Below are 22,139 nucleotides of genomic sequence, written 5' to 3'. Positions count from 1 at the left end.
ATAAATTAAAGGCAATAATTATTTCGGCTCAGTACCGAACCATTTTTTGTAGATTTCGTTGTAAGTTCCGTTCTCGCGCAGGGTTTTCAACGCGCCGTTGACCTTGTCACGCAGTTCGTCGCTACCTTTCGGGAACGCAATACCGTATTGCTGAGCTTCCAGGGAGTCACCTACCGCTTTGAACTGGCCGTTACCGGCGGTTTTGATGAAGTACAGAATGTTTGGTGTATCGTGCAAAACAGCGTCTGCGCGGTTGGTGCCCAGTTCCATATAGGCGTTATCAATATTCGGGAACTGACGTAGATCTTTGGTTTTGATGTTAGTTTTTGCGTAATCAACGGAACCCGTGCCGCTCTTCACTGCAACGACTTTACCGTCGAGATCTTTCACGCTTTTCACATCGTTATTGTTGGCTTTTACCATCACCAACAGGCCGCTTTTGTAGTAGCCGTCAGAGAAATCGATCGCTTTTTTACGCTCGTCGGTAATAGTGATGCCCGCCAGTGCCAGATCGATGTTTTTGGTTTGTAATGCCGGAATAATGCCGCTGAAATCCATCGGTTTCAGTTCGTAATCCAACTTCAGTTCTTTAGCAATTGCCGCCCACAGATCGACATCAAAGCCCACGTATTTGTCGCCCTGTTTAAATTCAAACGGAACGAAAGCGGTATCTGTCGCGACAACTAATTTTTTATCCGCGGCATGAGAAGAAACCGCAAAAGCCAGGGTCAGTGCAGCCAGTGAAACTTTTAATACAGACTTCATAGCATTTCCTTTTTTCTATCCACGGGACGATCCCCTGCGTGACATTCATATATATGAAAAAATCGTGCCAGTTTTGCAACCCGTTGATTTTTCGAGATGCGACGAAATCTTACTGCACGATCTATGGGGCAATGCCCCCAGATTGCACCATTCTGGGGCACCAAAGTGGTGCGCTAAAATTGTGCAGTCAGCACAATGATCATTTAGCGTAAATCCTGATGAAAAAACAATCTTTATGTAACGATTGTGTGATGTTGTGGATACAAAAAATTTACTTATTCAGCCGGGAACGGTAGATGAATGCACTAAAAAAGTGCATTAAGAAGGGCAGCAAAGCAAAACGGCCTCCTGTCAGGAAGCCGTTTCATTGCGTACTAAAGTTTTGAACCATCAGCGATGGATTTATTCGATGTTAGATTCGATAAACCACAGGAATTTATCCAGGTCGCGGGAAGCGGCGGTCAGAATATCCGCAGTGTCATCATCTTTTGCTTCCCCGATTGCTTTACGTACGTCATTGGCGACAATCGCGTAACGGTCTGCCAGTTCTTTCAGGTGATCCTGAACGTTGTGGATGTCCAGCGGGTAGCTTTTCAGCGGTGTTTTGCTATTGATAACTTGAGTGGTGCCAAGGGCAACGCCGCCCAGTTGTACCGCACGTTCCGCCATGGTATCCAGGTGATCAATCAGGGCTGTACGGAAGCCATCCAGCATTTCATGTACGGCAATGAAGTTAGCGCCGCGCATATTCCAGTGCGCTTGTTTAGTAATCAAAGAAAGATCAATAAACTGGATAACCTGACGATTTAGCAACTCTACTGTTGCTTTCTTCTCGCTGTCAGAGACATCGTTGCGGGTATAAAGCAGATTGGTCGCTTTTGATTTAACTAATTTAGCGGTACTCATAATTTCATATCCTCTTGATGTTATGTCCCAGCAATTAACGGGATTAAGTATAGCACCGGCTATGTATTTCGCTATTGTGGCTGTTCCTATCGCACTAATAGCGGTAATAAACGTGAAAAATAAAATCTGATATAAATTCAGTAAGTTATATGTAATGATAAGAACGATTCTTATTTATTTGTTCATCAGAAGCTTTCGGAATAAATATGCTTTTGTATAACCGGATATATAAGGCCGTAGCAGGTGAAAAAAAGCGGAATATTCTGCATGGTTATGCATAACCATGCAGAATTGTAAATTTAAGTAATATCTAATTCTTCTATTTTGTTCTCTTTGCGTGCTGTCAGCGTGGAGCCCATTGAAGCGGCAATGATAGCGCCGAGTGCCAGAAGCTGTATCGGCGTCAGCATCTCACCGAGGAAAATCATCCCGGAAATGGCGGCCAGCGCCGGTTCCATGCTCATCAGAGTGCCAAATGTTCGCGTCGGCAAACGGGTGAGGGCAATCATCTCCAGCGAGTAGGGCAGAGCGGTCGAGAGGATTGCGACAGCCAAACCCAATGGAACCACTGCCCAGAGCCAGAGAGCCTCTCCTGCCTGTAACGCGCCAATTGGCACGAAAATTAACGCCGCAATCAGCGAGCCAACTGCCACCGTTGCAGGGCCGTGTTCAGCACCCGCACGTTGCCCACTTAATATGTAGATAGCCCAACAAGCACCGGCACCGAGAGCCAGCGCACAGCCGGTTAAATCGACATGGGAAACATCTTGCCCCAGCGGCAGCAGGAACCACAGACCGAGCACTGCCAGCAAAACCCAAACGAAATCTACCGGACGACGCGAGGAGAACAGCGCCACCGCCAGTGGTCCGGTGAACTCCAGCGCAACCGCAATTCCCAGTGGTACGGTCTGAATAGAAAGATAAAAAAGATAGTTCATTCCACCCAGCGATACACCGTAAAACAACAGTGGCAACCGTTGTTCTTTGGCAAAACGCAGCCGCCACGGCTTAAAGAAAGCGATAAGAATCAGTGTCCCCAGAGCAAGACGCAGTGCAGTAACCCCGGGCGCGCCAACCAGTGGAAAAAGAGATTTTGCTAATGAGGCTCCACCTTGAATAGATGCCATGGCAACGAGCAATATTAATATCGGTAACCACACCGGCATTTTACGTAATGACCCTGGCATCATTTCTCCCATAAGTTTGTATAGTAAGGTAAAGCGTGGAGTGTACTGGATATACCGCAGGCTGGTTGAGCATTTGTTGAAAAATTTTTCCCCGTTTTGACTAAAATGCGCCAGGATTGATTGACTCATTAGTCTGATGATTAGGAATAATCTGGATGAGTGAGAGTGAAAATATGCGTAATACTTACGCAATTCACTGAAAAAATGATTTAAATTTAGATGGATAGCGGCATGTGGAAACGTTCTGTTACATGAAATGGCCCGTTAGACATCACAAATCGCGAAGAGTTTCCCATTAATTTTTGATATATTTAAAGCTTAGGACTTATTTGAATCACATTTGAGGTGGTTATGAAAAAAATTGCATGTCTTTCAGCACTGGCCGCAGTTCTGGCTTTCACCGCAGGTACTTCCGTAGCTGCTACTTCTACCGTTACTGGTGGTTATGCTCAGAGCGACGCTCAGGGCAAAATGAACAAAATGGGCGGTTTCAACCTGAAATACCGCTATGAAGAAGACAACAGCCCGCTGGGTGTGATCGGTTCTTTCACTTACACTGAAAAAAGTCGTACTAACAGTGCAGGCGATTACAACAAAACCCAGTACTACGGCATCACCGCAGGTCCGGCATACCGTATCAATGACTGGGCGAGCATCTATGGTGTAGTCGGTGTTGGTTACGGTAAATTCCAGGATACTAACTACCCGACCTTCAAACACGACACCAGCGACTACGGCTTCTCCTACGGTGCGGGTCTGCAGTTCAACCCAATCGAAAACGTTGCTCTGGACTTCTCTTACGAGCAGAGCCGTATTCGTAACGTTGACGTAGGCACCTGGATTGCCGGTGTTGGTTACCGCTTCTAATCACTTCGGTGATATAAAAAATCCGCCTCTCGGGGCGGATTTTTTTTGTCTCAAGATTTGGGATCGAATATATCGGTTCCGAGATGGTTGTAATCCACCTTCTGTAACTGGAAGTTTGTGATGTATATCGGCCCGGCTTTCTTTTCAGAAATAAACGGGTATTTGATGTTAATTTCCTTCGCTTTTATCCCCGTCCACTGTGAGAAAAAGCCTAAGAAGTCATTGGCTGAACGGCGTGCTTTAATTACCCGATGCGCTTTATCGTCGCTTGAAATGACCATAAAAGGCACCTGGAAATTTTGCTGATATTTATCGTCGTGAGCCAGATACTGGACTTCTTTACCGCGTTCCTTAAAGGCCAGACCGTGGTCAGAAAAGTAAACCATAGAGAAACTGTTACCGCTGTTGCGTAACTGGTCATAAAGTTTGCGCAGTAAGTCGTCCGTTTGCGTCATGGTGTAGAGATAGCATGACGTTTCTTTCGATTGTACGAAGGTTTCGTATTTGCCTTGTGTCCGGTCGCAGGCCTGCGGATGTGAGCCCATCAGATGTAAAACAATCAGTTGCGGTTGCGAGTGTTCTTCCGCCAACACCTGAGCGGTCATTTGCAGCAACGCTTCGTCTTTGGTGTTCTTATCGGCTTCAAAATTCCCTTCTTTCAGGAAGTACACTTCATCCGCACGTTTGGCGATGCTGGCGATGGCGGTATCGTATTCACCAATTTGTCCCTGATTGGAAAACCACCATGTCTGAAAACCCGCGCGGTTGGCAAGGGTGACAAAGTTATCCTGAAACTGTGGCTTGCCATCGACCACGCGGTTAAGCGTTAAGCCGAGCGATTTTTGCGTGGAACCACTGGCGGCAATGTAATCAGCAAAAATCAGGCCGTTAACGCTGCTGGCAAACGGGGTGTTGTTCCAGTGGCCGCCAAAGGCACCAAGCGCGTCGCGCCGCGCACTTTCACCGATCACCACCACATAAGTGTGGTATTTCGGCTTAACTGCCGTAATCGTCCAGGTGTCTTTCATCCCGGAAAGTTTCGCCATCCGTTCTTGCTCTTCAATTACCTCGTTATTGTTAACGATGACATCCTTAGCAAAACGAAATACCGGATAGCCAGTATCTTTCAGTTTAAATACGCCGCCCCAGGCCAGGTTTTGAACCGGAGCGACAAAAAATGTCGCCACGCTGAATACCAGGCACAGGCTGTCGAATTTATTCCAGCGCGTTTTTTCACTCTCTTTTTTTCGCCGGACAGCAATCACGCCGAGCGCAAAAATAAATAAGCCGACCAGATAGCTGTACCACGGAAAAATCGTCAGGATTTCAGTCGACTCTTCCATATTTGTGGAGTGCAATGCCAGCAATGTATTGAAGTTAGGCGCGCCGTAGGCCTGAGCAAAGGGGAAATAACAAGCTGCCACTAACGAACTGACGCCGATCAGGACTTTTTGCACGCGAGGCAATGTCCGCCATAGCAAAAGCAAAATAGCCGTAAACGCGGCGGTGTAGAGCAAACTGAAGGGATAGCCTAAGCCGAGATTAATTAATAGCGACTGTAAAAAGTAGAACGCAGTCCACGGGCTAAATACCCGGCTACGGGTAACAAGCGATTCTTTGAGGGTTAAATTCATATGCCACTATCGTAACAAACGCCATGTGCTCACCCTGGCGTCAAGGGTCAATACCTGCAAGAGTGCGAGAAGAGAGTGGAGTGGTCTGCATCCGCGAGCCGCAATATACGCAGGGCTGCAAGAAGATAGAACGAGCCGCCGCTCAGGTCAACTACTGACGAAAAAATCTTTTGCGAAGAGGATAGCAAATCCGACAAAAAGTGGGGTTTTTCAAGCCAAAACAATGTTTCTGCTAAAAGCTGGAGTGAAGCGGCGTACCGCGACGCCGCTATTTATTGGAGGGTTTATCTTGCTGCGGTTTGTTGTTGACCATATCGCACAACATCGAGAGCAGCATTAACCGCACTTTAAAGGGGGAGTAACTAAACACGCGTATACACCTCTTGAACTCATTCATAAGACCTCCTGACTTGCTAATCCCGTCGATCCATGAGGGATGATTGCATTACATACAGATATAGCACAGGCTATATTATATAGCTATTGCTAAAACGTTAAATTTTTGTGCCTTCACAACTCTGGTTTACAATGTGCGCACGAAATGAGAGCGCTATATATGTGTCACCATAATGAGGAAGCACAATGAGTCGTCGCGCAGGTACGCCAACAGTAAAAAAAGTGACGCAGTTAGTGAACGTGGAAGAGCACGTTGAAGGGTTTCGCCAGGTCAGAGAGGCACATCGTCGCGAGCTTATCGACGATTACGTTGAGCTGATTTCTGATTTGATTAGAGAAGTGGGAGAAGCACGTCAGGTTGATATGGCCGCCCGTCTGGGCGTCTCTCAACCGACGGTGGCTAAAATGCTCAAGCGGCTGGCAACAATGGGGCTAATTGAAATGATCCCCTGGCGAGGCGTGTTTTTGACTGCGGAAGGGGAAAAGCTGGCGCAGGAAAGCCGTGAGCGGCATCAGATTGTCGAAAATTTCTTGCTGGTGTTGGGCGTCAGCCCGGAAATCGCCCGTCGTGACGCGGAGGGTATGGAACACCATGTCAGTGAAGAGACGCTGGACGCCTTTCGTTTGTTTACCCAGAAACACGGTGCCAAATGAGCCTGCCTTTTTTACGCACACTACAAGGCGATCGCTTTTTTCAGTTATTAATTCTTGTTGGCATCGGATTAAGTTTTTTCGTTCCTTTCGCACCAAAGTCCTGGCCTGGCGCTATCGACTGGCACACCATCATCACCTTAAGTGGCCTGATGCTGCTGACCAAAGGTGTGGAGTTAAGCGGTTATTTTGATGTGCTGGGGCGTAAAATGGTGCGCCGTTTTGCCACTGAACGTCGACTGGCAATGTTTATGGTGCTGGCGGCGGCGCTACTTTCTACGTTTCTGACCAACGATGTTGCGCTGTTCATTGTTGTTCCGCTGACCATTACGCTAAAGAGACTGTGTGAGATCCCGGTTAATCGGTTGATTATATTCGAGGCGCTGGCGGTGAATGCCGGATCGCTGCTGACGCCGATAGGCAACCCGCAAAATATTCTTATCTGGGGACGCTCTGGCCTTTCGTTCGCCGGTTTTATTGCACAAATGGCACCGCTGGCTGGCGTGATGATGCTGACACTATTGCTGCTGTGCTGGTGTTGTTTCCCTGGAAGGGCGTTGCAGTATCATACTGGTACGCAAACGCCGGAGTGGAAGCCGCGACTGGTGTGGAGTTGTCTGGGACTGTATATCGTTTTTCTTACGGCGCTTGAGTTGAAACAAGAGCTATGGGGGCTGGTGATTGTAGCAGCGGGATTTGCGCTGCTGGCACGTCGCGTGGTGTTGAGTGTGGACTGGACGCTGCTGCTGGTGTTTATGGCGATGTTTATCGACGTCCATTTGCTGACCCAACTTCCAGCTTTACAGGGCGTGTTGAGTCACGTGAGTCATTTATCCGAACCCGGATTATGGCTAACGGCAATTGGTTTATCGCAGGTGATCAGTAATGTGCCGGGCACAATTTTGCTGCTGAACTATGTGCCGCCGTCGTTGTTACTGGCCTGGGCGGTAAATGTCGGGGGTTTTGGTTTGTTACCGGGATCGCTGGCAAATTTGATTGCACTGCGTATGGCGAACGATCGTCGTATCTGGTGGCGTTTCCATCTCTATTCGATACCAATGCTGTTGTGGGCGGCGCTGGTAGGGTACGTTTTGTTAGTTATGCTCCCGGTTGGATAAGCGCTGGAAAATAAAAAAGGCGGATTATCAGTCCGCCTTTTGCTTAAGTTTTGAAGATTAATTCAGACGAACTGGCATCCCGGAACGGTTTTGAATAGCCTGGTCCAGAACCGCCTGATCAACATCTGGCTGACCGGTCACGGTCTGTACGCTCTTCGTCAGGGTAATTGGTACAATTTCCTGACCTTCAAACTGAGCTTCGGTCGTAGACAGCGGGTTATGGACTTCAATATAACGGCTGCCGTCTGGCTCGGTGGTCGCTTTCACTGGTTCATCAATAAACTGTACGCGCGTACCAACAGGCACTTTCTCGAACAGGAATTTGATATCTTCGTTACGCAGACGCACACAACCGTGGCTTACACGCAGGCCGATACCAAAGTTGGCGTTGGTGCCGTGGATAGCGTACAGGCGACCGATGTACAGAGCGTACAGCCCCATTGGGTTATCCGGACCAGCCGGAACAACAGCCGGAAGCGGTTCGCCTGCAGCACGGTATTCCGCATGCATTTTGGCGGTCGGTGTCCAGGTCGGGCCGGCTTTCTTACGTTCTACTTTGGTGGTCCAGTTGATAGGCGTGTCTTTACCTAACTGACCAATCCCGATCGGCAGCACGATAACGGTGTTAGTCCCTTTCGGATAGTAATACAGACGCATCTCTGCGCTGTTAATTACAATACCTTCATGAACCGTGTCTGGCAGGATCAGTTGCTGCGGAATGTTCAAGACGGTGCCGCCTTTCGGCAGGAAGGTATCCACACCAGGGTTCGCTTCCATCATATTGGAAAGCCCCATCTGATACTCGGCCGCAAAATACTCCAGCGGCTGGGTATTGCCTTCTGGAATGGTGATCACCTGATTCTGACCAACCAGGCGACTCCCGTCGGTTGGCAGAGGATAAGTTACCGCTGACGCGGTACTGCAAAAGCCGACAACAGCGAAGGCCGCTGCGAATAACGTTTTCAATTTCATATTCATGTTAAGCGAGATTTCGTGCCTGGCAGGCCATTAGGTTGAGAATATTAGAGTATTGGAAGCGCATTATATGTTCATTCCTGCTAACAGTGAAATCAGATGTGTACGAAATCACATTTTTTGCCTTTGGGAAGAGTGTAGACCTTAAGCGGCGAGCGGGATCTTCTTTCAGACTTATGGCATAATACGCGGTTTGTCATATCTCTTTTCAGGATACGCCTGTGTTAGTTTCCAGTAACGTCACCATGCAGTTCGGCAGTAAGCCGTTGTTTGAAAACATTTCCGTCAAATTTGGCGGCGGCAACCGTTACGGCCTGATTGGCGCGAACGGTAGTGGTAAATCCACCTTTATGAAGATCCTCGGCGGCGACTTAGAGCCGACGCTGGGCAACGTTTCCCTCGATCCCAACGAGCGCATTGGTAAACTGCGCCAGGATCAATTTGCCTTTGAAGAGTTCACCGTGCTGGATACGGTGATCATGGGGCATAAAGAGCTGTGGGAAGTGAAACAGGAGCGCGACCGCATCTATGCTTTGCCGGAAATGAGCGAAGAAGATGGCTACAAAGTTGCCGATCTGGAAGTGAAATACGGCGAAATGGACGGTTACTCTGCGGAAGCACGCGCCGGTGAGCTGCTGCTTGGCGTGGGTATTCCAGTGGAGCAACACTACGGTCCAATGAGCGAAGTGGCTCCAGGCTGGAAACTGCGTGTGTTGCTGGCGCAGGCGCTGTTTGCCGATCCTGATATTCTCCTGCTCGACGAACCAACCAACAACCTGGACATCGATACCATTCGTTGGCTGGAGCAGGTGCTGAACGAGCGTGACAGCACCATGATCATCATTTCGCACGACCGTCACTTCCTCAATATGGTCTGTACGCACATGGCGGATTTGGATTACGGTGAGCTGCGCGTTTATCCGGGTAACTACGATGAGTACATGACGGCGGCGACCCAGGCACGCGAACGCCTGCTGGCTGATAACGCCAAGAAGAAAGCGCAGATTGCCGAGTTGCAGTCCTTTGTAAGCCGCTTTAGCGCCAACGCATCGAAATCTCGTCAGGCGACTTCACGTGCGCGTCAGATTGATAAAATCAAACTGGAAGAGGTGAAAGCCTCCAGCCGTCAGAACCCGTTCATTCGTTTTGAGCAGGATAAGAAGCTGTTCCGTAATGCGCTGGAAGTAGAAGGCCTGACTAAAGGGTTTGATAACGGTCCGCTGTTTAAAAATATCAACCTGCTGCTGGAAGTGGGTGAAAAGCTGGCAGTACTCGGCACCAATGGCGTCGGTAAATCGACCCTGCTGAAAACGCTGGTAGGGGATCTGGAACCGGACAATGGTACTGTAAAATGGTCAGAAAATGCGCGTATTGGTTACTACGCACAGGATCATGAATATGAGTTCGATAATGATCTGACCGTGTTTGAATGGATGAGCCAGTGGAAGCAGGAAGGCGATGACGAGCAGGCGGTACGCAGCATTCTCGGTCGTTTGTTGTTCAGCCAGGACGACATCAAAAAGCCTGCTAAAGTACTTTCCGGTGGTGAAAAAGGCCGTATGTTGTTTGGTAAGTTAATGATGCAGAAACCGAATATTCTGATCATGGACGAACCGACCAACCACCTGGATATGGAATCCATCGAGTCACTGAACATGGCACTGGAACTGTATCAGGGCACGCTGATCTTTGTTTCTCACGACCGTGAGTTCGTAAGCTCCCTGGCGACCCGTATTCTGGAAATCACTCCGGAACGCGTGATCGACTTTAGCGGCAACTACGAAGATTATCTGCGTAGCAGAGGGATCGAGTAAGTTATTGCCCGTCACCCCGATACAGTCGGGGTGACGGCGGCTGAGGACAAACGCAAGATTGCCTGATGTGCTACGCTTATCAGGCCTACGCAGTCCCTGCAATATATTGAATCTGCAAGATTTTGTAGGTCGCATCCGGCATTAACAAAGCGCACGTTGTCAGCTCTCTGAGTAACATCGAACCGACTTCCTTAACCTCACTTCCACTAATCTATCAACTTTCACACGTCCATGCCCAGCGCGCGTTTACCGTGAACGTTCAGATCCTCCAGCGTAAAGCGGCCTTCCCAGTTTGCTTCATAATCTTCACGTGGGAAGTCACCCGGCGAGACGCCTTTTTCCAGTGCCTTTCTGACCTTGTGCGCATAAGCCCGGTTTTTCTCGCACATCGGCGCGGCGGGAATATACATCACGTTCCCCCAGCCTTGTTGATTGTCTACCGGCGCGACGGAGTGAATCACATCGCAGTGCCACCAGACGGAATCCCCTGCTGTTATTGCCGGAATTGACGTGAGTGCTTTTATCAACAATGGGTGCCATTTCTCTGAAATTGGCAGAACCTTACCAGGCGCGACACCGCACAGTTCGTCGTCCGGTACGTCATCCAGTAACGGACGCAGTAAAACGTATGCCATCGCTTCCGGGATTGGCACCACATGTAATAATCCCTGGCCAGGCAACATATCGGAGAGCGCCGTCCAGCCCTGAAACGTGCGGAACACCGAACATTTGGTGGTGTTATCTACGGTGTATTCTTCTACATCGGTACGATGCGCAGCATCCCACGGATCATAATCATCAAAATTACCGTTGAAAACATTGGCAAAAACGCGCTGATAAGCGGGTAATAGCCAGCGTTCCAGAGCACCAGAATCGGTGTGTGCGCCCAGACCTTTGGACGTCGTGCCTGGTGGGCGACGGCGAATTCTGTCCGGATAAATCACGCTGACATCGGGATCAAACCATTGTTTGCCGTTGCTTTCAGATTTCCACAGGCGGTTAAGGAAAGATTGAACCGCAGACATATTGTCGCTCTGCCGCGCTTGCATCTGCGCCTGTGACCAGTAAATGGGATAGATTTCGGGGCGAGAAGCCTCCAGCGAACCGAAAAAACTGTCGCCAGGACCTCTATACACATCATCAAAGTGATTGGCATCAAGGTAGTTGAGCATTGCGCGATCCCACGCCAGCGCCTGCTCACGAGGGAAATGGCCTTTTATTACCGCACAACCGCGGCGCTTAATTTCATTGCGAGTGACATTGTTTACTGTACCGGCTGCAATATCCCTATAAGAGATCTCCGGCCAAACCGGCAATCCTTGTGCTTTCAGGGCATCTATTTCTGCTACACGCGCTTCGATTTTTGCTGAGAGTTTATCGAAGACATGTTGCACATCACCGATCTGCTGTCGCAGCTCCGCTTTCATCTTACGGATAGCCGCTTTCGTATCTGTTGGCAGTGTCTCACAGGTAAAAGTCATATCAACCTCGCATCTTTCATTCGAAAGTAAAAATGATTACGATTGATACTTTAAGTTAAAAATAAGTTAACGCAAGATAAAAATCTTGAGTCACTGCACAAAGCGAGAAAAAAGAGAGAGGCCGGAGGGGGCGCTCCGGCCAGGGGAAGATTACTTATTGAAAGGAGCTGTGTTATCCAGCACCGCCTGAATCACATTCAGCGCGCCGTCATGATTATTATCATCGGTAGTGTAACGGGCGATGTGTTTAATGTTTTCCGCTGCATTGCCCATCGCAAAAGAATAACGCGCCATTTTCAGCATCTCTGCGTCGTTACCGCTGTCGCCAATTGCCACCACATTTTGCGGCGACAGATCCCAGCGTTTCAGTAACCGTGAAATGCCGTTCGCTTTATGCAGGCCGGGAATAATCAGGTCGATAAACCCAAAGCCACTGGTAACGGGTTTCATTATGCCGTCGAGCGCAACGTGCAGTTTGTCAACTACCAGCGGGATCTGCTCATCCGGCAGGTTAAGTGAAAACTTGAACAGAACATCATCAATGTCCTGATAATCTTTTACCGGTTTCAGGCGATGGTAGTGTTTTGCCATCAATGCAACGAATGATTCAGGGGCATTTTCACTGATGTATGCACTTTGCAGACCGCAGGCAACAAAATTGAGCTGTTTATCTTTCAGCAGTTCACCAATGACAATTCGAGATTCATGCGGGGTCAGTTCGCCGTGGAACAACTGCTTGCCATGTTCGTAGACCAGCGCGCCATTTTCCGCGACAAAAGAGATCTCATTCTTTAGCTCAGGAAAGAAGGAAATGAGCTGGTAATACTGGTTACCGCTGGCGACAACGAACTCGATGCCGCGCTTTTTCAGCTCCTGATATTGCGCCATAAAACGTGCCCGATTGTACGTTTTGGCATCGTTAAGAAAAGTACCGTCCATGTCTGTGACGATAACTTTTACGCTCATATGTGTGCTCCTGGCTCAAAAATGAAACCGTAACAGTGTAATAACAATGTGACGTGGAGCACAAATTATATTTCGAATGAAAGTAAGGGAGAATTGATTATGTGAATGATTTAGCCCGGTAACGACGGCTACCGGGCGGAGAGGACTACAGCATATGTTCGGTACGGGCGATGATATCGTCCTGAGCGTCAGGAGAGAGCGCGGTGAAGAAGGCGGAATAGCCTGCTACACGTACCACCAGATCGCGATACTGATCAGGATGTTTTTTTGCTTCCAGCAGTGTTTCGCGGGAAACGATGTTGTACTGAATATGCCAGCCTTTATGCACTTCGAAGAAGGTACGCAGCAGAACCATCAGCTTCTGCTTGTCGGACTCGTTCTCCAGTGTCGCCGGATTCAGTTTCTGGTTGAGCAGTACACCACCGAGAATCGACGCCGTAGGCAGTTTACCTACCGAACCAATCACCGCCGTTGGGCCGAGGTGGTCGGTGCCGGAGGCCGGGCTTGCACCTTCCGCCAGAGGCGTATGTGCTTTACGCCCATCCGGTGTCGCCATCGTCTGTGCACCAAACGGTACGTTCGCGGAGATAGACGACGTACCTGCGTAATAGTTACCGCCAACCGGGCCACGACCGTAGCGCGGATTATGGTACTGCTTCAGTTCATCGATATAGGTCTGATAAGCGCGAGCCAGCAGTGTATCGACGGTATCATCGTCGTTGCCGTACTTCGGCGCGCCATTAATCAGACGCTGACGCAGTTGCTCGTGAGTCAGCCCTTCAAAGTCATCCGCCAGCGCGGCAGCAAGCTGTTGCTGACCAATCGCGCCTTGTTCAAACACCAGTTTTTTCACAGCGGCCAGGCTGTTACCCAGGTTGGCAATACCGACCTGTAAGCCAGAAACCCAGTCATATTTCGCGCCGCCTTGCTTAATACTTTTCGCTCGCTCAATGCAGTCATCCACCAGCGCCGAGCAGAGAATATCGTGTACGTTCTCTTCCAGCATGGTGTCGACGACATATTCGATTTCGATCGATTTGCGCGTGTAGTAACGGATTTGTGTATCCCACGCGTCCATGACTTCATCGAAGTTGTTGAAGTTACCCGCTGACAACGCTTTTTCTTGTGGCAGGAACACTTTGCCGCTGGTGGCATCACGACCACCTTCCAGCGCCGCCAGCATTACGCGGGCGAAGTTGATAAAGCTCATGCCGGTGCAGCGATAGCCCCATTTGCCGCCGACGGCTGTTTCGATACAGCCAATTGCCGCGTAATCGTAAGCGTCCTTCGGTTCAATACCGAGTTTAATAAATTCCGGGATCACGATTTCATCGTTGTTAAATGCCGGCATCCCGAAGCCACAGCGGATCACTTGCACGCAGGCATCGAGGAAATCGTTACTCATTCCCGCGTGGTAACGCACGCTGAGGTTAGGCTGAGTTGAACGCAGGCGACCACAGGATTCGAGGATTGCGTAGGAGAGCGGATTCACTGCATCCATCGGCTGACCATCAACCAGGTTTTGCCCACCGATGGTGACGTTCTGATACAGCGGGCTACCGGCAGAGGCTTTGGAGTGCGAACCGGAGCGGATTTTGTTCACTTCCAGCAACTTCAGCCAGCAGCTATGCAGCATCTCAATGGCGTGTTCACGATCCAGCGTCTGGTTGAGTTCAACGTCGCGACGATAGTACGGATAGAGATACTGATCCATACGACCAAACGATACCGAGTGACCGTTGGATTCGATCTGCAAAATCAACTGGATGAAATAGCATAATTGCAGCGCCTGCCAGAAAGTCTGCGGTGGCTGGTGGGCGATGAGATCGCAGTTTTCGGCCATTGCCAGCAGCTCATCGCGACGGCTTTCGCGGGTTTCGGTGGCTGCCATTTCACGCGCCAGGGCGGCGAAACGTTCAATGTGTTCACTGACTGCCACCAGCACGATATCAATGGCTTTCAGGAATTGCTCGCCGTGCAAATCTTCCAGTACCGTCAGGTTAATACGCGAGCGGCGCTCCGCCACTTTTTCGCGCAGACCATCAAGCCCTTTTTCCAGCAGCAGCGGGAAATTGACCGCCAGGTGCGCATCGCCGGAGGTCATATTGCCTTCCGCTTTAATGATGCCGGTTGCCAGCAGGCCTTTTTGCTCATCGGTAAACATGCCATAGCAGCGATCCTGTACGGTTTGACCGCGCCACCACGGGCAGACTTCATGTAGAACACGTTTGTTCTCTTCGCTCACCGCAAAACCAGCGCCGGGACGATCCGCCAGATCATCAATCTCTTTTTCGATCCACGACACGGTATATTCCGGGAAGATCGGCGCGGCGCGGACTTCGCTTGCCTGGTTGCCGATGATCAACTCATCGTGTTTGATCCAGATGGTGCGATTAGCCAGGTGATGCGCCAGCGCCAGCGCGCGACGAACCGGGATTGGCTTATCGAGATGTTGTTGATACATCTCGGTATAGTGCTGTGCGCGCTCGGTACAAACCGGTGGTTTCACAATATGTACCAGCGCATTTTTGTGCGCTTTAATGCGGTCGCTGAGCGTATCCAGTTTCAGTGTTGTCATGATTGTTATCCTCGTAAGGTCGCGGTTAACCCTTTCTGGCAGGCATACTGCTGGGCAAAGTCGAGCAGTTCTGGCGCATCAAGCGGTTTTTCCGGGGCGTCATAGGGCAGATTAAGTAAGTGATATTTGTTGATGCCCAGCGTGTGGTAGGGCAGGAAATGAATTTCACCAACCTGTAGTTCATCGGCGGCAAAATCGGTAATGGCTTTCACTGCGGTTTCATCGGCATTAAAGCCCTGAATCAGCGGTACGCGGATGATGATTTTTTTCCCCGCCGCCGCAAGTTTTTTCAGGTTATCCAACACTCTGGCGGCGTTACCGTCGGTCCATTGTTTAAACGGTGCGTCGGCAACGTGTTTTAAATCGGCAAGAAACAGATCGATATAAGGCAGGGAAGGCGCGATATATTTCCACGGCACATGCAGACAGGTTTCCACTGCGGTATGAATACCGGCTTCGTGGCTGGCTTGCAGTAACGCCGCCGCCATTTCCGGCTGCATAAACGGCTCCCCGCCAGAAAGCGTTAAACCGCCGCCGCTGCGATCGTAAAACGGTTTGTCGCGCAGGACGGTCGCCATGATCTCCTCAACGTTTTTTGTTTCACCGCATACGGTCAGTGCCTGAGTTGGGCAGCAGTCGGTCAGCGCGCTCAGATGCTCAGGCGTTAACTTTTCACGATGGATAAGTAAACCATTCAGCGCTCGCTCAATCACTTCCGGGGCCGCCTTAGCGCACAGCTCGCAGCCTTCCAGGCACAGACGTGCGTCATACAGCAGATCCTGCGTGCGGGCGCGGCTTTCCGGGTTCTGACACCAGCGGCAGCCCAATGAGCAGCCTTTAAGAAAAACTACGGTGCGGATACCGGGACCGTCGTGGGTCGAGTAGCGTTGAATATTGAAGATCATAGATGCCCCTCTGTTTCGTTCAAACATTAAATAGCTTTCGAATGAAAGTTAAATTGATGTGCATCAACTGTTCAGAGGGTTTTTTCGTGATAGTCTGATTTCATACAAAAGTACATTTGAGGATGGCTATGGAACTGTATCTGGATACTTCAGACGTTGCTGCAGTGAAGGCGCTGGCGCGAGTTTTCCCGTTGGCGGGTGTGACCACTAACCCAAGCATTATCGCTGCAGGCAAAAAGCCGCTGGAGGTTGTGCTTCCGGAACTTCACGAAGCGATGGGGGGGCAGGGGCGTTTGTTTGCCCAGGTAATGGCTACCACCGCTGAAGGCATGTTGAACGATGCACGCAAACTGCGTTCTATTATTGCGGATATCGTGGTTAAAGTACCGGTGACCGCCGAGGGGCTGGCAGCCATCAAGATGTTAAAGGCGGAAGGGATCCCAACGTTGGGCACGGCGGTGTATGGTGCGGCGCAAGGTCTGCTGTCAGCGCTGGCGGGTGCGGAATATGTTGCGCCTTACGTGAACCGTATTGATGCCCAGGGCGGAAGTGGTATTCAGACCGTGACCGATTTGCATCAGTTGCTGAAAATGCATGCACCACAGGCGAAAGTGCTGGCGGCGAGTTTCAAAACCCCGCGTCAGGCGCTGGACTGCTTACTGGCAGGATGTGAGTCAATCACGCTGCCGCTGGATGTTGCGCAGCAGATGATTAGCTATCCGGCGGTCGATGCCGCCGTGGCGAAGTTTGAGCAGGACTGGCAGGGGGCGTTTGGCCGGACGTCGATTTAACAGGACGTTCACCATCCTCAAAAATTGATTATGACGTGGCGGAGTGCACCGACGCCTGCCGCGTCTTATCAGGACTACAGGCGACAATTACTGTCCGCACACCTCACATCCAGGATTGCGCATCAGCTTCATTTCGCGAAACTGACAGGTCATCGCATCGTACATCACGATTTTCCCATTGGCAGGTTTGCCATAACCTGCCAGCAGTTTGATCGCTTCCATTGCCTGCAACGAACCAATTACGCCGATCAACGGAGCCATTACGCCTGCTTCCACGCAGGTTAACGCGTTTTCGCCAAACAGACGACTCAGGCAACGGTAGCACGGTTCACCATCCTGCCAGGTAAAGACGGTGATTTGACCTTCCATACGAATCGCCGCGCCAGAAACCAGCGGCACCTTTGCGGCAAAACAGCCCGCGTTAAGTTGATTACGCACCGTGACATTATCTGTACAGTCGAGCACCAGATTGTGTTTTGCAATCAACGCAGCAAGTTCAGCGTCGTCAAGCAGCGCATTCACCGGTGTAATCGCGATGTGAGGATTGATTCGCGCCAGTGCCTCACGGGCGGATTCAACCTTCGGTTGCCCGACCGTGGCATCACTGTGTAGTGTCTGACGTTGCAGATTCGAGAGCGAAACGGTGTCAAAGTCGAGCAACGTCAGGTTGCCGATGCCCGCACTTGCCAGATATTGCGATGCTGCACACCCCAGCCCGCCCAGGCCAACGACCAACACGCGAGAATCTTTCAGCGCTTCCTGACCGTCAAAATCAAAACCACGCAGGATGATTTGCCGGTTATAGCGCAGCATCTCCTGATCGCTGAGTTCCGCCATTACAAGCCCCCGAACAACGCGTTAAATGGCTCGACTTCTACCCATTCGCCCGCTTCTACATTTCCGCGATCGCGTTCCAGCACGATAAAACAGTTACCGAGACTAAAAGAACTAAAAATATGCGAACCCTGATGTCCGGTGGTCGACACTTCCAGTTCGCCGTTGGCGTTGCGTTGTAGCACGCCACGCTGGAAATCAAGACGTCCGGGGGATTTCTTCAGTCGAGATACTGTGCGTACGCGCTGACGCGCTGGCAGGCCGCTGGCGGTGTTGCCGCTTAATTTTGCCAGTAACGGTTGTACCAGTTGATAGAAAGTCAGCGTCGCAGAAACCGGGTTGCCCGGCAGGCCACAGAACCAGCTATTAGAGAGTTTGCCGAACGCAAACGGTTTGCCTGGTTTAATCGCCAGTTTCCAGAATGCGATTTCGCCCAGCTCTTCGAGAATGTTTTTGGTGTAATCCGCTTCACCAACCGAAACGCCGCCGGAACTGATCACCACATCCGCCTGACTGTCAGCTTCAATAAATGCCGCACGTAATGCGTTCGGGTCGTCACGGATAATCCCTAAGTTAATTACCTCGCAACCTAACTGTTCCAGCATCAGGTGCACGGCGAGACGGTTGGTATCGTAGATTTGACCATCACCCAGCGGCTGACCGGGTAACTGTAACTCATCACCCGTGGAAAATAGCGCCACACGCACTTTGCGAATCACCGGAACTTCGGCAATCCCCAACGAAGCAATCACGGGCAGTTCGGCAGTAGTCAGGCGAGTACCTGTCGGGAAAACAACTGCTCCCGCAGAGATATCCTCACCGCGTCGACGAATATTTTGCCCGCGACTTACTTCAGCGGTAAAACGTACGCCATTGTCCGTTTGTTCAGTCTGTTCCTGCATTACCACAGCTTCACAGCCTTCCGGCACCGGCGCGCCGGTCATAATACGAATACAGGTGCCAGCAGGCCACTCGCCATGATACGGCTGACCCGCAAACGACTTACCGGCGACGGGCAGTGGTTGACCGGAAGCGACATCGGCTAAACGAACCGCGTAGCCGTCCATTGCGGAGTTATCAAACCCAGGGACATCCAGCGGCGAAGTGACATCGCTTGCCAGAATGCGACCAAAACACTGTACCAGTGGCAGCGTTTCCTGGGGAGTCAGAGGGGTAACGCGAGAAAGCATCTCATTAAGCGCGGTGTCGAGCGGCATCAAACCGGTGGTAAATTCCATGAAAACACTCCTGCGGAGGCAAAATCGAATTTGCTTATTATGTCAGAAAAACGCCCCGGACTGTATGCCACCTCGGGCGTAGCGTGGGTTCCTGCCTTTACATGCCATATACATCTTTCTATATTCAAAAATTGAATGAGTAATTCATAAAAATTCTGATATTTATAGCAAAAGTGGCGAGCCACCCTTTAATGGACGAAAACTATGGGCAAAGCAGTCATTGCAATTCACGGTGGCGCAGGCGCAATTAGCCGCGCGCAGATGAGTCTGCAACAGGAATTACGCTACATTGAGGCGCTGTCTGCCATTGTTGAAACCGGGCAGAAAATGCTTGAAGCGGGCGAAAGTGCGCTGGATGTGGTAACAGAAGCTGTGCGCTTGCTGGAAGAGTGCCCACTATTTAACGCCGGTATTGGTGCTGTCTTCACCCGTGATGAAACTCATGAGCTGGATGCCTGTGTGATGGATGGTAACACCCTGAAAGCCGGTGCGGTCGCGGGCGTCAGTCATCTGCGCAATCCGATTCTTGCTGCCCGTCTGGTGATGGAGCAAAGCCCGCATGTGATGATGATTGGCGAAGGAGCGGAAAATTTTGCTTTTGCTCATGACATGGAACGCGTCTCGCCGGAGATCTTTTCCACGCCTTTGCGTTATGAACAACTGATGGCGGCGCGTGAGGAAGGGGAAATGATCCTCGACCATAGCGACGCACCGCTGGATGAAAAACAGAAAATGGGCACTGTGGGCGCTGTGGCGTTGGATCAATACGGCAACCTGGCGGCAGCCACGTCCACGGGGGGAATGACTAACAAATTACCCGGTCGGGTCGGTGACAGCCCGCTTGTCGGTGCCGGGTGCTACGCCAATAACGCCAGCGTGGCGGTTTCTTGTACCGGTACGGGCGAAGTCTTCATTCGTACGCTGGCGGCATATGACATCGCTGCGTTAATGGATTACGGCGGTTTAAGTCTCGCGGAAGCCTGCGAGCGGGTAGTGATGGAAAAACTCCCTGCGCTTGATGGCAGTGGTGGTTTAATCGCTATCGATCATGAAGGTAACGTCGCGTTACCGTTTAACACCGAAGGAATGTATCGCGCCTGGGGCTATGCAGGCGATACGCCAACCACCGGTATCTACCGTGAAAAAGGGGACACCGTTGCCACACAGTGATGAGCTTGATGCCGGTGATGTGCTGGCGGTTGAGAACCTCAATATTGCCTTTATACAAGACCTGCAGAAAATGGCTGCGGTTCGCGGCCTCTCTTTTAGTCTGCAACGCGGCGAGACGCTGGCGATTGTTGGCGAATCCGGTTCCGGCAAGTCAGTTACAGCACTGGCGTTGATGCGTCTGCTGGAACAGGCGGGCGGTTTGGTACAGTGCGATAAAATGCTGTTGCGGCGGCGCAGCCATGAGGTGATTGAGCTTAGTACGCAGAGCTCCGGGCAAATGCAGCATATACGCGGCGCAGATATAGCGATGATTTTCCAGGAGCCGATGACGTCGCTAAACCCGGTATTTACTGTGGGTGAGCAGATTGCTGAGTCTATCCGTTTGCATCAAAATGCCAGTCGTGAAGAAGCGATGGTGGAGGCGAAGCGGATGCTGGATCAGGTTCGCATTCCGGAAGCTCAAACCATTCTTTCACGTTATCCCCATCAACTCTCCGGAGGGATGCGCCAGCGGGTCATGATCGCAATGGCACTGTCATGTCGCCCGGCGGTGCTGATTGCCGATGAGCCGACCACCGCGCTGGATGTCACCATCCAGGCGCAGATCCTGCAATTAATCAAAGTATTGCAAAAAGAGATGTCGATGGGCGTCATCTTTATCACTCACGATATGGGCGTGGTGGCAGAGATTGCCGATCGGGTGCTGGTGATGTATCAGGGCGAGGCGGTTGAAACGGGCAGCGTCGAACAGATATTTCATGCGCCGCAGCACCCCTATACCCGTGCACTGCTGGCTGCTGTTCCGCAGCTCGGCGCGATGAAAGGGCAAGATTATCCCCGTCGTTTTCCGCTGATATCACTTGAACATCCGGCTAAACAGGAAAGTCCTGTCGAACAGAAAACGGTGGTGGATGGCGAACCTGTTTTACAGGTGCGTAATCTGGTTACCCGTTTCCCTTTGCGTAGCGGGTTGTTGAATCGCGTAACGCGAGAAGTGCACGCCGTTGAGAAAGTCAGTTTTGATCTCAGGCCTGGTGAAACGCTGTCGCTGGTGGGCGAGTCTGGCAGCGGTAAATCCACTACCGGACGGGCGCTGTTGCGTCTGGTCGAATCGCAGAGCGGCGAAATTATCTTTAACGGTCAGCGAATCGATACTCTCTCGCCCGGTAAACTTCAGTCGTTGCGCCGCAATATCCAGTTTATTTTTCAGGATCCTTACGCCTCGCTGGATCCTCGCCAGACCATCGGTGATTCGATTATCGAACCGCTGCGCGTACACGGTTTATTGCAGGGTAAAGAAGCTGCTGCACGCGTTGCGTGGTTGCTGGAGCGCGTTGGCCTGTTACCTGAACACGCATGGCGTTACCCGCATGAGTTTTCTGGTGGTCAGCGTCAGCGCATCTGCATTGCCCGTGCGTTGGCGCTGAATCCGAAAGTGATTATTGCCGATGAAGCCGTGTCGGCGCTGGATGTTTCTATTCGCGGGCAAATTATCAACCTGTTGCTTGATCTTCAGCGTGATTTCGGTATCGCGTATCTATTTATCTCCCACGATATGGCAGTCGTGGAGCGGATCAGTCATCGCGTGGCGGTGATGTATCTCGGGCAAATCGTTGAGATTGGCCCACGGCGCGCGATATTTGAAAATCCGCAGCACCCTTATACGCGTAAATTACTGGCGGCAGTTCCGGTGGCGGAACCGTCCCGACTGCGACCACGGCGCGTACTGTTGTCGGACGATCTTCCCAGCAATATTCATCTGCGTGGCGAAGAGGTTGCCACCGTCTCGTTACAATGCGTCGGACCGGGGCATTACGTCGCACAACCACAATCAGAATACGCATTCATGCGTAGATAACGTTC

General features: G+C 51.0%; 20 protein-coding genes. 8 read left to right on the top strand and 12 right to left on the bottom strand.

The genetic code is table 11. The features are described from left to right. Nucleotides 1-18: 18 nt before the first annotated feature. The 3 genes from glnH to rhtA all read right to left on the bottom strand — a co-directional run bounded on the left by glnH (nt 19) and on the right by rhtA (nt 2,858). A complete protein-coding gene (gene glnH / locus C0K55_RS06750) occupies nt 19-765 on the bottom strand; it encodes a glutamine ABC transporter substrate-binding protein GlnH (protein WP_001516049.1) in 747 nt (248 codons plus the stop codon). A gap of 402 nt (nt 766-1,167) precedes the next feature. Then, entirely contained in the window at nt 1,168-1,671 is a 504-nt protein-coding gene (dps, locus tag C0K55_RS06740) for a DNA starvation/stationary phase protection protein Dps (RefSeq protein ID WP_000100800.1), read from the bottom strand. Between the two features lie 299 nt (nt 1,672-1,970). Further along, nucleotides 1,971-2,858, bottom strand: a complete 888-nt coding sequence (rhtA, locus tag C0K55_RS06735) for a threonine/homoserine exporter RhtA (RefSeq protein ID WP_105266182.1) — start codon at nt 2,856-2,858, stop codon at nt 1,971-1,973. Nucleotides 2,859-3,091: 233 nt separating this feature from the next. On the opposite strand from rhtA, the gene C0K55_RS25880 reads away from it, so the two are divergent. Both C0K55_RS25880 and ompX read left to right on the top strand, forming a co-directional pair. Then, nucleotides 3,092-3,157 (top strand): protein YliM, encoded by a 66-nt coding sequence (locus tag C0K55_RS25880; RefSeq protein WP_120795379.1) that lies wholly within the window; start codon nt 3,092-3,094, stop codon nt 3,155-3,157. A gap of 52 nt (nt 3,158-3,209) precedes the next feature. Continuing rightward, nucleotides 3,210-3,725, top strand: coding sequence for an outer membrane protein OmpX (gene ompX / locus C0K55_RS06730; protein WP_001516050.1), 516 nt, complete (start codon nt 3,210-3,212; stop codon nt 3,723-3,725). 50 nt (nt 3,726-3,775) lie between these two features. Here the strand turns inward: ompX and opgE are convergent, their stop codons facing one another. Then, nucleotides 3,776-5,359: a phosphoethanolamine transferase gene (opgE, locus tag C0K55_RS06725; protein WP_105266183.1), complete on the bottom strand. Its 1,584-nt coding sequence runs from the start codon at nt 5,357-5,359 to the stop codon at nt 3,776-3,778. 268 nt (nt 5,360-5,627) lie between these two features. Next, entirely contained in the window at nt 5,628-5,756 is a 129-nt protein-coding gene (gene mntS / locus C0K55_RS06720; protein WP_001001759.1) for a manganase accumulation protein MntS, read from the bottom strand. A 185-nt stretch (nt 5,757-5,941) separates the two neighbouring features. Here mntS and mntR point away from each other — a divergent pair, with 185 nt between their 5' ends. Further along, entirely contained in the window at nt 5,942-6,409 is a 468-nt protein-coding gene (gene mntR, locus C0K55_RS06715) for a manganese-binding transcriptional regulator MntR (protein WP_000091026.1), read from the top strand. Next, nucleotides 6,406-7,524 (top strand): anion transporter, encoded by a 1,119-nt coding sequence (locus C0K55_RS06710; RefSeq protein WP_016248511.1) that lies wholly within the window; start codon nt 6,406-6,408, stop codon nt 7,522-7,524. The genes mntR and C0K55_RS06710 overlap by 4 nt, the downstream gene beginning before the upstream one ends. A gap of 57 nt (nt 7,525-7,581) precedes the next feature. Here the strand turns inward: C0K55_RS06710 and ldtB are convergent, their stop codons facing one another. Continuing rightward, nucleotides 7,582-8,502, bottom strand: coding sequence for a L,D-transpeptidase (gene ldtB, locus C0K55_RS06705; RefSeq protein ID WP_001056379.1), 921 nt, complete (start codon nt 8,500-8,502; stop codon nt 7,582-7,584). 218 nt (nt 8,503-8,720) lie between these two features. On the opposite strand from ldtB, the gene C0K55_RS06700 reads away from it, so the two are divergent. Then, on the top strand, nt 8,721-10,313 hold the full coding sequence (locus C0K55_RS06700; protein ID WP_000961451.1) for an ABC-F family ATPase: 1,593 nt from the start codon (nt 8,721-8,723) through the stop codon (nt 10,311-10,313). Between the two features lie 221 nt (nt 10,314-10,534). On the opposite strand, the gene C0K55_RS06695 is transcribed toward C0K55_RS06700, so the two are convergent. The 4 genes from C0K55_RS06695 to C0K55_RS06680 all read right to left on the bottom strand — a co-directional run bounded on the left by C0K55_RS06695 (nt 10,535) and on the right by C0K55_RS06680 (nt 16,243). Continuing rightward, nucleotides 10,535-11,794, bottom strand: a complete 1,260-nt coding sequence (locus tag C0K55_RS06695; RefSeq protein ID WP_016248512.1) for a DUF1479 domain-containing protein — start codon at nt 11,792-11,794, stop codon at nt 10,535-10,537. Between the two features lie 150 nt (nt 11,795-11,944). Then, entirely contained in the window at nt 11,945-12,760 is an 816-nt protein-coding gene (ybiV, locus tag C0K55_RS06690; RefSeq protein ID WP_105266184.1) for a sugar-phosphatase YbiV, read from the bottom strand. A 145-nt stretch (nt 12,761-12,905) separates the two neighbouring features. Further along, nucleotides 12,906-15,338 (bottom strand): glycyl radical protein, encoded by a 2,433-nt coding sequence (locus tag C0K55_RS06685; protein ID WP_000209339.1) that lies wholly within the window; start codon nt 15,336-15,338, stop codon nt 12,906-12,908. A 5-nt stretch (nt 15,339-15,343) separates the two neighbouring features. Then, the gene (locus tag C0K55_RS06680) at nt 15,344-16,243 is read right to left on the bottom strand and encodes a glycyl-radical enzyme activating protein (protein WP_001516054.1); all 900 of its coding nucleotides are present in this window, start codon (nt 16,241-16,243) and stop codon (nt 15,344-15,346) included. Between the two features lie 128 nt (nt 16,244-16,371). Here C0K55_RS06680 and fsa point away from each other — a divergent pair, with 128 nt between their 5' ends. Beyond that, nucleotides 16,372-17,034, top strand: a complete 663-nt coding sequence (fsa, locus tag C0K55_RS06675) for a fructose-6-phosphate aldolase (protein ID WP_001516055.1) — start codon at nt 16,372-16,374, stop codon at nt 17,032-17,034. Nucleotides 17,035-17,121: 87 nt separating this feature from the next. On the opposite strand, the gene moeB is transcribed toward fsa, so the two are convergent. Both moeB and moeA read right to left on the bottom strand, forming a co-directional pair. Then, nucleotides 17,122-17,871: a molybdopterin-synthase adenylyltransferase MoeB gene (gene moeB, locus C0K55_RS06670; protein ID WP_016248514.1), complete on the bottom strand. Its 750-nt coding sequence runs from the start codon at nt 17,869-17,871 to the stop codon at nt 17,122-17,124. After that, a complete protein-coding gene (gene moeA, locus C0K55_RS06665) occupies nt 17,871-19,106 on the bottom strand; it encodes a molybdopterin molybdotransferase MoeA (protein ID WP_016248515.1) in 1,236 nt (411 codons plus the stop codon). The genes moeB and moeA overlap by 1 nt, the downstream gene beginning before the upstream one ends. A 204-nt stretch (nt 19,107-19,310) precedes the next feature. On the opposite strand from moeA, the gene iaaA reads away from it, so the two are divergent. Beyond that, a complete protein-coding gene (iaaA, locus tag C0K55_RS06660) occupies nt 19,311-20,276 on the top strand; it encodes a beta-aspartyl-peptidase (RefSeq protein WP_000513756.1) in 966 nt (321 codons plus the stop codon). Then, on the top strand, nt 20,263-22,134 hold the full coding sequence (gsiA, locus tag C0K55_RS06655) for a glutathione ABC transporter ATP-binding protein GsiA (RefSeq protein WP_010379674.1): 1,872 nt from the start codon (nt 20,263-20,265) through the stop codon (nt 22,132-22,134). Before iaaA ends, gsiA begins: the two co-directional genes overlap by 14 nt. Nucleotides 22,135-22,139 lie beyond the last annotated feature (5 nt).

Origin of the sequence: Escherichia sp. MOD1-EC6098, from assembly GCF_002965865.1 — a bacterium.
In the GTDB taxonomy this organism is placed as follows: Bacteria; Pseudomonadota; Gammaproteobacteria; order Enterobacterales; family Enterobacteriaceae; genus Escherichia; species Escherichia marmotae.
The sequence above is the reverse complement of the archived record's forward strand: the minus strand, read 5'-3'. Positions and strand labels throughout refer to the sequence as shown.

Coding starts and splice junctions, on each gene's coding strand:
- opgE (WP_105266183.1), bottom strand. CDS start 5,359: ATGAATTTAACCCTCAAAGAATCGCTTGTTACCCGTAGCCGGGTATTT.
- ompX (WP_001516050.1), top strand. CDS start 3,210: ATGAAAAAAATTGCATGTCTTTCAGCACTGGCCGCAGTTCTGGCTTTC.
- C0K55_RS06680 (WP_001516054.1), bottom strand. CDS start 16,243: ATGATCTTCAATATTCAACGCTACTCGACCCACGACGGTCCCGGTATC.
- iaaA (WP_000513756.1), top strand. CDS start 19,311: ATGGGCAAAGCAGTCATTGCAATTCACGGTGGCGCAGGCGCAATTAGC.
- C0K55_RS06685 (WP_000209339.1), bottom strand. CDS start 15,338: ATGACAACACTGAAACTGGATACGCTCAGCGACCGCATTAAAGCGCAC.
- moeB (WP_016248514.1), bottom strand. CDS start 17,871: ATGGCGGAACTCAGCGATCAGGAGATGCTGCGCTATAACCGGCAAATC.
- moeA (WP_016248515.1), bottom strand. CDS start 19,106: ATGGAATTTACCACCGGTTTGATGCCGCTCGACACCGCGCTTAATGAG.
- mntR (WP_000091026.1), top strand. CDS start 5,942: ATGAGTCGTCGCGCAGGTACGCCAACAGTAAAAAAAGTGACGCAGTTA.
- C0K55_RS06695 (WP_016248512.1), bottom strand. CDS start 11,794: ATGACTTTTACCTGTGAGACACTGCCAACAGATACGAAAGCGGCTATC.
- fsa (WP_001516055.1), top strand. CDS start 16,372: ATGGAACTGTATCTGGATACTTCAGACGTTGCTGCAGTGAAGGCGCTG.
- mntS (WP_001001759.1), bottom strand. CDS start 5,756: ATGAATGAGTTCAAGAGGTGTATACGCGTGTTTAGTTACTCCCCCTTT.
- ldtB (WP_001056379.1), bottom strand. CDS start 8,502: ATGAATATGAAATTGAAAACGTTATTCGCAGCGGCCTTCGCTGTTGTC.
- rhtA (WP_105266182.1), bottom strand. CDS start 2,858: ATGCCAGGGTCATTACGTAAAATGCCGGTGTGGTTACCGATATTAATA.
- dps (WP_000100800.1), bottom strand. CDS start 1,671: ATGAGTACCGCTAAATTAGTTAAATCAAAAGCGACCAATCTGCTTTAT.
- glnH (WP_001516049.1), bottom strand. CDS start 765: ATGAAGTCTGTATTAAAAGTTTCACTGGCTGCACTGACCCTGGCTTTT.
- ybiV (WP_105266184.1), bottom strand. CDS start 12,760: ATGAGCGTAAAAGTTATCGTCACAGACATGGACGGTACTTTTCTTAAC.
- C0K55_RS06710 (WP_016248511.1), top strand. CDS start 6,406: ATGAGCCTGCCTTTTTTACGCACACTACAAGGCGATCGCTTTTTTCAG.